This window comes from Enterobacter cloacae complex sp. I3, from assembly GCF_014896175.1.
Classification (GTDB): Bacteria; Pseudomonadota; Gammaproteobacteria; order Enterobacterales; family Enterobacteriaceae; genus Enterobacter; species Enterobacter bugandensis.
In genome coordinates, this window is the sequence record NZ_JADBQZ010000006.1 from 149,277 (window position 1) to 161,293 (window position 12,017).

General features: G+C 54.1%; 10 protein-coding genes, 1 pseudogene and 1 riboswitch. Of the genes and pseudogenes, 5 read left to right on the forward strand and 6 right to left on the reverse strand.

What is annotated here, in order from left to right:
* Window positions 1–211: 211 nt before the first annotated feature.
* A complete protein-coding gene (locus tag IM271_RS06340) occupies window positions 212–1,219 on the reverse strand; it encodes a LacI family DNA-binding transcriptional regulator (protein WP_069733517.1) in 1,008 nt (335 codons plus the stop codon).
* Between the two features lie 236 nt (window positions 1,220–1,455).
* Between IM271_RS06340 and IM271_RS06345 the strand changes: the two genes are divergently transcribed.
* Entirely contained in the window at window positions 1,456–2,697 is a 1,242-nt protein-coding gene (locus IM271_RS06345; protein ID WP_193052334.1) for an MFS transporter, read from the forward strand.
* Between the two features lie 16 nt (window positions 2,698–2,713).
* The gene (locus tag IM271_RS06350; RefSeq protein WP_193052335.1) at window positions 2,714–4,147 is read left to right on the forward strand and encodes a glycoside hydrolase family 32 protein; all 1,434 of its coding nucleotides are present in this window, start codon (window positions 2,714–2,716) and stop codon (window positions 4,145–4,147) included.
* A 117-nt stretch (window positions 4,148–4,264) separates the two neighbouring features.
* On the opposite strand, the gene IM271_RS06355 is transcribed toward IM271_RS06350, so the two are convergent.
* Both IM271_RS06355 and IM271_RS20170 read right to left on the reverse strand, forming a co-directional pair.
* On the reverse strand, window positions 4,265–4,765 hold the full coding sequence (locus IM271_RS06355; RefSeq protein WP_193052336.1) for a YrhA family protein: 501 nt from the start codon (window positions 4,763–4,765) through the stop codon (window positions 4,265–4,267).
* Window positions 4,766–4,775: 10 nt separating this feature from the next.
* A pseudogene (locus IM271_RS20170) lies at window positions 4,776–5,407 on the reverse strand (HNH endonuclease signature motif containing protein); the annotation flags it as partial.
* An 892-nt stretch (window positions 5,408–6,299) separates the two neighbouring features.
* A riboswitch (TPP riboswitch) is annotated at window positions 6,300–6,397 on the forward strand.
* A gap of 35 nt (window positions 6,398–6,432) precedes the next feature.
* Here IM271_RS20170 and thiM point away from each other — a divergent pair.
* From thiM to IM271_RS06375, 3 genes are read left to right on the forward strand one after another with little or no spacing between them, the layout of a single operon-like run.
* The gene (gene thiM, locus IM271_RS06365) at window positions 6,433–7,203 is read left to right on the forward strand and encodes a hydroxyethylthiazole kinase (protein WP_193052337.1); all 771 of its coding nucleotides are present in this window, start codon (window positions 6,433–6,435) and stop codon (window positions 7,201–7,203) included.
* The gene (gene thiD, locus IM271_RS06370) at window positions 7,200–8,000 is read left to right on the forward strand and encodes a bifunctional hydroxymethylpyrimidine kinase/phosphomethylpyrimidine kinase (RefSeq protein WP_028013822.1); all 801 of its coding nucleotides are present in this window, start codon (window positions 7,200–7,202) and stop codon (window positions 7,998–8,000) included. The genes thiM and thiD overlap by 4 nt, the downstream gene beginning before the upstream one ends.
* Window positions 8,001–8,042: 42 nt before the next feature.
* Window positions 8,043–8,789 (forward strand): GntR family transcriptional regulator, encoded by a 747-nt coding sequence (locus tag IM271_RS06375; RefSeq protein ID WP_028013821.1) that lies wholly within the window; start codon window positions 8,043–8,045, stop codon window positions 8,787–8,789.
* On the opposite strand, the gene IM271_RS06380 is transcribed toward IM271_RS06375, so the two are convergent.
* Genes IM271_RS06380 through IM271_RS06390 form a run of 3 tightly spaced genes read right to left on the reverse strand, consistent with a single transcriptional unit; the run spans window position 8,763 to window position 11,991 of the window.
* Window positions 8,763–9,716, reverse strand: a complete 954-nt coding sequence (locus IM271_RS06380; protein WP_193052338.1) for a PfkB family carbohydrate kinase — start codon at window positions 9,714–9,716, stop codon at window positions 8,763–8,765. The two genes, IM271_RS06375 and IM271_RS06380, sit on opposite strands and share 27 nt — an antisense overlap.
* Window positions 9,713–10,717, reverse strand: a complete 1,005-nt coding sequence (locus IM271_RS06385; RefSeq protein ID WP_193052339.1) for an ADP-ribosylglycohydrolase family protein — start codon at window positions 10,715–10,717, stop codon at window positions 9,713–9,715. Before IM271_RS06385 ends, IM271_RS06380 begins: the two co-directional genes overlap by 4 nt.
* On the reverse strand, window positions 10,714–11,991 hold the full coding sequence (locus tag IM271_RS06390) for a nucleoside permease (protein ID WP_193052340.1): 1,278 nt from the start codon (window positions 11,989–11,991) through the stop codon (window positions 10,714–10,716). Before IM271_RS06390 ends, IM271_RS06385 begins: the two co-directional genes overlap by 4 nt.
* Between the last annotated feature and the right edge of the window lie 26 nt (window positions 11,992–12,017).

The following is a 12,017-nucleotide window of genomic DNA, read 5'->3' on the forward strand; positions in this document are numbered from 1 at the left end:
TTTGTGACATGGAGCACAGGAGAGGCAATATCACCATTTTTAAAAAGAAAATTGCACTTTATTGGCAATAAAAACAATTGCTTATTCGGCATTTGTTTGGGTTGTTAAATGACAGAAAAGAGTGTGACAAATCGTGCCATTGGCTGACAAAAGAAGGGGGTATGCTGCCTTCATAACCCCTTATTCTTCCATCAACGACAAAAAGCGGGAGTCACATGGCGCGTGCAATGGAATCACGCATTAAAAATGGACTTTCAACGCGCGTCGTTTCCCGGTGTTGTTCACCGTTAATAATGTGCAGGGCGCTCAGGCGACCAATTTCGTAGTGGGGCAACTGAACCGTTGAAAGAGGCGGCAAAAACAGCTCGCCAATGCCCACCATATTGTCATAGCCGATAACCGCGACATCTTCAGGGATGCGAAGCCCTTGCGCCAGCAGCGTCTGGTACACCATAAACGCGATACGATCGTTACCGCAGATAACGGAATCAAACCGCGGGATGCCGTTCTGGATGCGCGCCAGCAATGCGGACGGAATATCACGATAATGCTCATCCCCGTGCGCCATATACTCATGTTCCAGGCTGTCCGGGTCGATTCCGGCTTCACGGCAGGCGCGTTCAAGCCCCTGACGGCGGCGGGTTGTGGCCAGATGGCCCACAGGTAAATGCAGACACAGGGGCTGCCGATAGCCTTCTGCGAGTAATGCCCTGACGGCGGCGTATTGCCCCTGTTCATCATCCGGAATATAGCTGGCGACCTTTTCACCGACACTCTCGCAGTTGGCCAGCACGCAGGGGAGGGTGAGCAGCTTGGCAGGAAGAGGAACCTGACGTAACCCCATCGTGGTGTAGATAATCCCGTCTGGCCGGTGGGAGAGCAGAAGATCGACAATGGCATCCGGATTGTCGTCAGCAAACATATTCATGACGAAGCTATTCCAGCCGTGCATCCTGGCCGTCTCTTCAATGGACAGCGTAATCTCCACCGAAAAAGGTGTCGTGACCGTATCGAGCGCCAGCACGCCTATGGTTTTAGGCGAAGCATTCGCGCCGCGTATTTTCTTGGCGGACAGATCGGGAACGTAGCTGGTTTGCTCGATAGCCCACTGTACGCGCGCCAGCGTTTCCGGTTTAAGGCGCTCCGGGCTGTTAAGCGCGCGGGAAACCGTCATCAGCGATACGTTAGCCAGCTTTGCGACGTCCTTCAGGGAAGCCATTTTCTTACTCCGTTAATGCTCTGTGAGAGGGTATACAACTAAGTCGCTGATGTAAAAGGAAGGCTGATGACCAGGTTAAGTCATGCTTACCTCAGTTATGAATTTATGATCGCGATCTCACTTCCTTAATGTTAACGTTAACTTTCGTGATTAACATCTTAAATCTTAATCAGGCAGCATGAGAAAGCATGGATGTTAACGTTACCATTTGGTCATTACTCCAACACGAGAATGCCATGATGAAAACGCATCACTCTCACAGCTATCCCTTACTGAGCGCATTACTGTTTTTCTTTTTTGTCACCTGGTCATCTTCCGGTTCGTTGCTCTCTATCTGGCTCCACCAAGAAGTGGGGTTAAAAGCGGGGGATACGGGCGTTATCTATGCCGTGCTTTCCGTCTCCGCACTGTTTGCTCAAATCTGCTATGGATTTATTCAGGACAAACTCGGCCTGCGCAAAAACCTGCTCTGGTTTCTGACCAGTCTGCTTATTCTTTCCGGTCCGGCCTTTTTGCTGTTTGGCTATCTGCTGCAAATTAACGTGTTGCTGGGCAGTATTTTCGGCGGGATTTTTATTGGCCTGACGTTTAACGGTGGGATTGGGGTGCTGGAATCCTATACCGAACGCGTAGCCCGTCAGAGCCAGTTTGAGTTCGGCAAGGCGAGAATGTGGGGATCGCTTGGCTGGGCGGCGGCAACCTTTTTTGCGGGGCTCCTGTTTAACATCAATCCGAAGCTGAATTTCGCTGTCGCGAGCGGCGCCGGGCTGGTGTTTTTTGTTTTGCTCGCGCGCCTTCAGGTCTCTTCCGCACCGCACGCCATGCAGGAAGCGGTGTCCGGTGGCAAGGTGACGCTGGAAGACGCATTGCGCCTGCTGACGCTGCCGCGTTTCTGGGCGCTGGTGTTTTTCGTTATCGGCACCTGCATTTACGGCGTTTACGATCAGCAGTTCCCGGTCTATTTCTCATCACAGTTCCCGACGTTGCAGGAAGGGAACGCCATGTACGGCTATCTCAACTCCTTCCAGGTTTTCCTTGAGGCGGCGGGCATGTTTTGCGCTCCGTGGCTGGTGAACCGCCTCGGCGCGAAAAACGGCCTGATATTCGCGGGAATGGTGATGGCAATGCGTATGGTGGCATCTGGTCTGGTTGAGGGGCCGGTGCTCATCTCCATTACCAAGCTGCTGCACGCGGTAGAACTGCCCGTATTGCTGGTCTCGGTATTTAAATACAACAGCTTACATTTTGATAAGCGGCTCTCTTCCACGCTCTATCTGGTGGGCTTTGCCTGTACAAGCTCGGTGATTGCGTCTGTGCTGTCGCCGCTGGCGGGTTACAGCTATGAGAAATACGGCTTTGCCCAATCCTATCTCATTATGGGGCTGTTAGTGTTCAGCACCACGCTCATATCCATCTTCCTGTTGCGCTCGGGTAAGTCTTCTTCTGACCCGCTCATGCCGCAACCCTCCACTATCTGACTGAAAAGAGTAAAAAATGATGCATTCCATTGCCAAAGCTGAACAAGCATTACAGGCCAAACGCGGCGATCTTAACCTGCGCTGGTATCCGCGTTACCACCTCGCCGCGCGTGCCGGCTGGATGAACGACCCGAATGGTCTGGTGTGGTTTGACGGCTGGTATCACGCGTTTTACCAGCATCATCCGTACTCGACCCAGTGGGGGCCGATGCACTGGGGCCATGCGCGCAGCAAGGATTTAGTTCGCTGGGAACACCTCCCGGTGGCGCTGGCACCGGAAGGGCCAGAAGATAAGGACGGCTGTTTTTCCGGCTCGGCGGTGGTGGATGGCGATACGCTGGCGCTGATTTATACCGGCCACAAATTCCACGGCGATCCGGATGACGAGGCTAACCTTTACCAGGTGCAGTGCCTGGCAACCAGCCGTGATGGCGTCCATTTTACGCGGCAAGGAACGATCGTTGACACGCCGCCTGGGCTGCATCACTTTCGCGATCCAAAAGTGTGGCGGGAAGGGGAGCGCTGGTACATGGTTGTCGGCGCGCGGGATGGCGAGACGGGCCAGGTGCGTGTTTACCGTTCTGACGACCTGCGCGAATGGCAGGATATGGGCGTGCTTGCGGTGGCTGAAAAAGAGATGGGTTATATGTGGGAATGCCCGGACTTTTTCACCCTCAACGGCAAACGCGTGCTGATGTTTTCACCTCAGGGGCTGGCTGCGGAGGGATTCAAAAATCGCAATCTTTTCCAGAGCGGTTACCTGCTGGGGGAGTGGCAGCCCGGCCAACCTTTCGTGCGTGAAGGTGAGTTTGTGGAGATGGATAGCGGGCATGATTTCTATGCGCCACAAAGCTTCCTGACGCCTGACGGCCGCCGCATCGTTATCGGCTGGCTGGACATGTGGGAATCTCCCCTTCCGGAACAGCAGGACGGGTGGGCTGGCATGCTCTCTTTACCGCGCGAACTGACGCTAAGCGCGGATAACCGCCTGCAGATGCGGCCAGCCAGAGAAGTGGAAAGCTTGCGGGGAGCGTGGTCCCCTTGGCCGGTGAGCACGCTCAACAATCAGCAGATCGTTCAGGTGGAAAGCTGCGATGCGATGGAGGTCATTCTGCAGTGGGACTGTTCTAACAGCAGCGCGGAGCAGTACGGCATTCGTCTTGGCGACGGATTCCGTCTCTACGTTGATGCGCAGATGCAGCGCCTGGTGCTGGAGCGTTATTATCCGCAGTATGGCCTGTGCGGTACCCGAAGCGTCGCGCTGAATCTGAACGACACGCTAAGCCTGCGCCTGTTCGTTGACAGCTCGTCAGTGGAAGTGTTTATCAATGAAGGGGAGGCATGCCTGAGCAGCCGCATTTATCCTGATGAAGGGGCGCGCGAACTGGCAATGTTTGCCTGGACGGGGAGTGCGTCGCTTATTGCTGGCGGGGCGTGGCAGCTGGAATAAAATTATTTATTAATGGGCCAGAACAAAGCCCCATACAAATGGGGCTACGTTAATCTTAGATTGTTATAAAAAATGGATAGCGTAGGAGAAGGGGACTCTTATGCCCCCATTCACAGACTATGCGACAGTATCAAGGATCTCTCTTAAGAAATCAGTGAAGTTATCAAATGAACCATATATCGACTCTGAAGAGGCATTGTCACGAATTTCAAATAAATTCATTTTTGTATCATAAGTAAACAATGACATTCCATCCTCCCCAATAACTAATCGTTCTTGTAATTCGGGATCTAAATAATCATTATTGCGATAAAACTCATTCATAATGAACAAGTTTTTAACTATTGGTTCTGGAATTGATAAACTGAACATTGTCAGGCCGTTATACTCAAATCCATCCATTTTTTCGATGAATTTAGTATAGTCAGGTTGATTAACTAAAAGAAGACAAGTTTCATTTCCGATTTGATCCAGTATTGGTGATGCGGTTTTTCTGCGTTTTTTTGTTAGACTATCAAGAAATGATGCGTTAATAGGGTGCTCGATTGGGTATTCTAAATCGGTCATCATCTTTCTTAATTCGATTAGCAAGTCTGTTACATTTGATTTCATTTTCATACCCATCAAATTATTTAAGCGGATAAATCGATCCAGTAGGCATAACCCATGGAGTTACTTTGCTCTCTCCCGGTAGCATACCTCTTGTCGATGTTCTCTGCATATTTGTTAACACCTTATGAAACGGTTCTTTTTCAACCAATGATAGGTTATCAAAGGCATTTGTACCACCATCATCCAATGGTAGTTTATGATGAACTCCCCAGCCATCTGGTGCTGTACCCTTACTCATTTTGAACAAATCCGAAGGTTCGAAGACGTTAGCAGCATCTGAGGAATTGGATAACTGATTAAGAAATTTCTTCCTCACAATATTATTAAATTCTTTCCTTAGAAACATAGTTTCTGAAGGGTCACGTTTATTTCTTTTACTTCTATATTGTTTAATAGTTTTGTCTTTCCCCTGACTTTGCCTAAGTAGCGATACACTTCTTCAAAAGACTTACTATTAGGTCTTTTCGCTAACAGAATTGAAGACGCTGCAATAGCTGTACCTGCGGTTTGTTCATTTAATACCTGGTCATAACCCTGTATAGCTTCACCGCCTAATTGTTCTGCAGTTTTTCTGAACCCTTCAATGTTTCCATTATAAATTCCGCCAGCGGCCAATAAACGTCCTGCTGCTTTGCTATTGATGGTCTTAGCTGATTGCGCATGTTGTATAGGGGCATCTGAATAATGAATTTTTTGTGTAGGCGCTGGTTTCCTTCCCTGATGATCATTTAAACACTTTTCATATGCTTCTTTTACTTTCATTTCAAACCATGAATGCCAATGTTCCATAAAGCAATCATAAACAAGATCACCCTTTTCATCAAAATAAAAGGGATGTTTGAAGTAATCCCATTTTTCAGTGGTGTCTATTCCGATAAGCCAGCCAGTATCTATATTATGCTGTGTGTGATCATATGCACCATCGTACAGACCATTACGTTTACGATCATATTTGGCTGAATGAGGATTTACAAACCCACTCTTTCTGTTTGGCATTTGATGGAGGCTAAAATAAGAATAGTTGTCAGAATCAAGATCGTAGTAGATTCTTGCTCTTTCAAAAGTGACTTCCGGTCTCAGTATGTATTGAAAATCTTCGGGTTTAAGTTCCCTTGCTGCATCCCATATCATGAACAATCTGAAATCGTGCATGTAGATCCCTCACAATGCAAAAGGTTTATATTATCAGAAGAAATTATATTATCAATTATTCCCATGATAGATAAATACCTGGGATGTATTCATTGGATTCATATAAATTGCAAGCTATGAGTAACAATAAGGGAATCTGTTATCTACTTTTAAACGTCTTTTGAAGTGTGTTTAGTTATTTTGTCTATTGGCTTATCCTTGGCGTGGATTCTATTTCGATGGTGCCAAAAGTAGTATTTATGTAATATAAACTCAATAAAAAATCTCTATTTATCTTCTGGCGGCAGACTTGAATTTCGTTGTAAATCGAAAATCCTTGCGCCTGATCCCTACCCCCGGTTACACTAAGCATCTACAATTTGTTTCTGTGTAACTGATTGTTTTATATAGCTTTGACTCGGGGTGCCCTTCTTCGTTGAAGGCTGAGAAATACCCGTATTACCTGATCTGGATAATGCCAGCGTAGGGAAGTCAGATGCCTTCCCGGTCATCGCTTCTTCACGCAAGGCAGGAGCGAACCCATGCAGCCTGACCTGCTCGATTTACACGTTTTACACCACTTCCGTACCCGTTCTCCGCTGACCCACTGCATGACCAACGATGTCGTACAGACCTTTACGGCCAACGTTTTGCTGGCCCTTGGCGCATCCCCGGCGATGGTGATTGAGGCCGAAGAGGCCGAACAGTTTGCCGCCATCGCCGATGCGCTGCTGATTAACGTCGGCACGCTGACCGCACCGCGCGCCCAGTCGATGCGTCGGGCGATTGAAAGCGCGGTGGCGGCAGGCAAACCCTGGACGCTGGACCCGGTTGCGGTGGGTGCCCTGACGTTCCGCACCCGTTTTTGCCATCAAATTTTGGCCCTGAACCCGACCACCATTCGCGGCAACGCCTCCGAAATCCTGGCTCTGGCCGGAATGAGCGCGGGTGGGCGCGGCGTTGATACCACAGACACCGCCGCCAGCGCGTTGCCTGCCGCTCAGGCGTTGGCCCGCCAGACCCATGCCATTGTGGTGGTCACCGGCGAGGTGGACTACATCACTGACGGAGAACGGACCCGAACGGTAACGGGCGGAGACCCGTTAATGACGCGCGTAGTGGGAACCGGGTGCGCGCTTTCTGCCGTTGTGGCGGCGAGCTGCTCGCTGCCGGGGGACCGGCTGGATAACATTGCTGCCGCCTGCGGATGGATGAAGCGGGCCGGAACGGTCGCCGCTGCGCAGTCGCGTGGCCCGGGCAGTTTTGCCAGCGCCTTCCTGGATGCGCTCTATACGCTGGAGGAACAGGCATGAAGCGGATTAACGCCCTGACCATTGCCGGTACCGACCCCAGCGGCGGCGCGGGCATCCAGGCCGATCTGAAAACTTTCTCGGCCCTTGGCGCGTATGGCTGCTCGGTGATTACCGCGCTGGTGGCGCAAAACACGCGCGGCGTGCAGTCGGTCTACCGTATCGAGCCGGATTTTGTTGCCGCGCAGCTGGATTCGGTGTTCAGCGACGTGCGGATTGATACCACCAAGATCGGCATGCTGGCCGAGACGGATATTGTGGAGGCGGTGGCCGAGCGGCTTAAACGCTATCAGGTGCAAAACGTGGTGCTGGATACCGTCATGCTGGCAAAAAGCGGCGATCCGCTGCTCTCCGCCTCCGCCGTTGAGACGCTCCGCAATAAGCTGCTGCCGCAGGTGGCGCTCATCACGCCCAATCTGCCGGAAGCCGCCGCGCTGTTAGGCACGTCGCACGCGCAAACTGAACGCGAAATGAAAGAGCAGGGGTATGCGCTGCTGGCGATGGGCTGCGGGGCGGTGCTGATGAAAGGCGGTCATCTGGATGACGCTGAAAGCCCGGACTGGCTCTTTACCCGCGACGGCGAGCAACGTTTTACGGCTCCGCGCGTACAGACCAAAAACACCCACGGCACGGGGTGCACCCTCTCCGCCGCGCTGGCGGCGCTACGCCCGCGGCATGACGGCTGGGCTGATACGGTGCGAGAAGCGAAAATCTGGCTCTCGGCGGCGCTGGCAAAAGCCGATACTCTGGAAGTCGGTCACGGTATTGGGCCGGTTCATCATTTTCATGCGTGGTGGTAACCCAGTATACTGGCAGGAAACACCACGCCTGAGAAAACAGAGATGGAACAAGCGCATACCCGGTTAATCGCTCAACTGACTGAACGGATCGCCGCGCCTGACAACACGCCGCTGTACCTGAAATTTGCCGAAACGGTAAAAAACGCGGTGCGCAGCGGCGTGCTGGAGCACGGGAACATTTTGCCCGGCGAGCGCGATCTGAGCCAGTTAACCGGCGTGTCGCGGATCACCGTGCGCAAAGCGATGCAGGCGCTGGAAGCCGAGGGCGTTGTCACGCGTGCCCGGGGTTACGGCACGCAAATTAACAACATCTTCGAATACTCGCTCAAGGAAGCGCGCGGGTTCTCTCAGCAGGTGGTACTACGCGGTAAAACGCCAAATACGCTGTGGGTCAATAAACGCGTGGTGAAATGCCCGGAAGAGGTGGCGGGCCACCTGTCGCTGGAGCCGAACAGCGACGTCTTTTTGCTGAAGCGTATTCGCTATGTGGATGACGATGCGGTGTCGATTGAAGAGTCCTGGGTGCCGGTCGGGCTCATTCCCGAACCGGATGCGATAGGGATTTCGCTGTACGACTACTTCCGCAGTCAGAATATCTTCCCGCAGCGCACCCGTTCACGGGTCAGCGCCCGCATGCCGGACAGCGAGTTTCAGGCGCACATTAAGATGGACGAAAAAATACCGGTGCTGGTGATCAAGCAGGTTGCGCTTGACCAGCAGCACCGGCCGATTGAGTACAGCATCAGCTACTGTCGCAGCGACCTATACGTCTTTGTGTGCGAGGAGTAATTCCTCACGAGTGGGCGCGCAGTCGCCGCCGCGATGGCTCACCACCCAGGACGCCACGGCATTCCCCAGCAGAACGGCGTCTGCCAGCGACCATCCCGCCGCCAGCCCGGCAAGCGTGCCGCCCGCGTGGCTGTCACCAGCGCCGATGGTGTCCACTACCGTGGCGGGAAACGCCGGAACAACGCCCGATGCGTCGCCGTCATACCAGACAGCACCGTCTTTATCATGCCGCACAATCAGCGCGGCGCCGAAGCGCTGCTGCCACTCCTCGCCCAGGTTTTCAGCCTCAACGCCCAGCCTTTCAGCAGCGAGCTCCGCTTCCTGACGATTAAGCGACACGATCGGCCTGCAGGCCATAATCCGCCCGATCAGCGCGTCGGGGATATCCGCGATGCGTGGGCCGAAATCGATAAGCGCCGTCACGTCCTCCAGCCCTTCAAGCCAGCCCGTAAGCAGCTCGCCGCACGGCGAGGCCAGCTGGTAGCCGGAGAGATAAACCAGGCTATTTTGCGGGACGTTTAGCTCGTCAAGCCAGCGCTGCTGCCACTGGTTCTCGACGCCGCTAAAGGACATAAAGGTGCGTTCGCCGTCAGGCTCCACCAGGGCCAGACACCAGCCGTTGTCGCCGATTTCAGCCTCCACGGCGCTGTGCAGATCCTGCTTCGCCATTGCGTTACGAATAATATCCGCCCACACGCCGTGGCCGACGGGAAGGGCGTTTTGCGCCGCAATGCCGAGCCGTTTCAGGGCGATGGCGATATTCAGCGCGCAGCCGCCGATATTCACCCCCTGCTGTTTAAGCTCGATATCACACCCGCGCCAGGGCAGGGCGTAGGCGTCGGCGATGACGTCAATCACCGCCGCGCCCAGCACCGTCACCGGGCGCGTGGCGTGCAGGGTGTCGAGACGTTGGGCAAAAGAATTCATACGCCCTCCCTTTGCTCCCTGAAGTGCAGCAGTTTTTCGCCGTAGTGACCGAAATCGAGCTGATTAACGGCGTCGAGTTCGGCTTTGAGCGCCGGGTCAATGGCCTGCACGCCGTGGAGCGCGCCGCAGATGGCCGTCGCCATCGCGCCAATGGTGTCGGTATCGCCACCCAGATTGGCGCATAAAATGGCGCAGCGGTTCGGGTCGGTTCCCGCCAGCTCCACCATCGCGATGGCTGCCGGAACGGACTCAATGGTGCTGGTACCCGCGCCAGTGAGCTGATAAATCTGCTCGCTGGCGGAGTCGATGCCGTTGGCGTCCCGCACGGTCTTAAGCGCCAGCTCAATGCGCGCTGCGAGCGACGCGCTGAAGGTGGTGGTTTTCGCCTCCTGCGCATAGCGGGCGATCCCCGGCAGGGCATCGACGATGTTCTGCCAGCGTTCCCCGTCGATGGCGCGGGAAATCGCCCAGGCAATCACCACCGCGCCGGCAATGGCGAGATCCGATTTATGCGTCGGGCTGGAGGCCTGCGCCACCTGGTTCACAAAGTGCTCCAGCCGCGTCGCCGGGAGCAGGCAGCCCAGCGGGGAGGCGCGCATCGCCGCCCCGTTAGTCACGCCGTTGTTGTCCAGCTCGCTGACCGGTTTCCCGTCACGAATCGCGTTAAGCGCGATTTTGGAGGTCGGGCCGAGCACGTTCTTGTTAAACGCGTCGAAGTCGAGCGCCCAGTTCAGGATATGCTTGCCGATAACGTCCGCGTTAATCTCCCCGTCGCACTCGATGATCGCATCGGCCAGGCACAGCGCCATCGAGGTGTCATCGGTGAATTCTGCCTGTTTGAAATAGCAGGCCGCGTTATTCTCTGCCGGGCCGGGTAAAAAGCGGTCGATCCAGCCGAAGTGCGCCTTGACGCGCTTTCTCGGCCACAGCTCCGACGGCATGCCCATCGCATCCCCTAACGCCTGGCCGTAAAGGGCCCCGAGAATACGGTCTTGTTTCATTTAACTTCCCCTTGTGTCAGCGCGGTATCGCCATCAACCACCTCAATTGCGGTGATCTCTTTATCCGATTCGCGGAAAAACAGCATAAACAGCACGGCAATCACGGCAATCATGACTGCACCAAATGTCCACATTCCGGCCCAGTTGAAGGTCAGCCCATTCACCGGCTCTTTGTAAGCGAACATTTTTTCCATCATCACGCCGCCCAGGCGATAACCCAGCAGGCTACCAAACCCCTGACAGCACAGCGTAATCAGGCCTTGCGCGGCGGTGCGCATGTGCACCGGCGCTTTTTTATCCACGTAGATATACGCGGTCACGTAGTAGAAGTCATAGCTCACGCCGTGCAGCAGGATGCCGAGGAACAGCAGGGCGTAGGTGAAGTACTGCTCCGCACCGCCGTAAACGAAGAAGCCGTAGCGGATGGCGGCGGTAATCAGGCCCAGCAGCAAGACCTTCTTAATACCAAAGCGTTTGGTAAAGAACGGCAGGGCGAGCATAAAGAAGATTTCAGAGAACTGGCCGAGCGTCATCCAGCCGGTGGCGTTTTTCATCCCCACTTCGGTGAGATAGCCGTTGGCGAAGATGTAGTAGAAGGCCAGCGGCATGGCGAACAGGAACGAGCAGAAGAAGAACACCAGGAAGTTTTTGTCGCGCAGCAGGACCAGCGCATCCAGCCCCAGCATCACTTTGAAATCCAGCTTACCGGTACTTTTCGGCGGCGTGTTCGGCAAGAACAGGGCAAAGACGCCGAGCAGGGCGGAGCTGGCTGCGGTCATCAGCAGCGGAATATTGGTATCGGAAATATCGCTGTAGCCGAGCATCTGTGGCAGGAACCCGCACGCCAGCCCCGAGGCGATCCAGCCGATGGTGCCCATCACGCGGATACGCGGGAAATCAGCCTCAACGTCGTCCACGTTCGCGAAGGCAATGCTATTGGTCAGCGCGATGGTCGGCATATAGGTCAGGGAATAGACCAGCAGCAGCGGGAAGAAGGTGCTGAACTGGGTTTGCTGCGCGGCGAAGTACATCAGGATCGCGCCGGCGAACATCAGCATCGACAGTACTTTCTGCGCGGCGAAGAAACGGTCCGTCAGCGAGCCGACCAGGATAGGAGAGAGGATCGCGGCAATCGCGGTACAGGCGTAAGACCAGCCAATTTCCCCGGCGGTAAACCCGCTTTTGCTCAGCCACAGCCACAATGGCACAAACCACGCGCCCCAGATAAACCATTCAACAAACATCATGAATGACAGTTGGACTTTCGTTTTCATTTTTTAATCCTGCATGTCAGATAAGG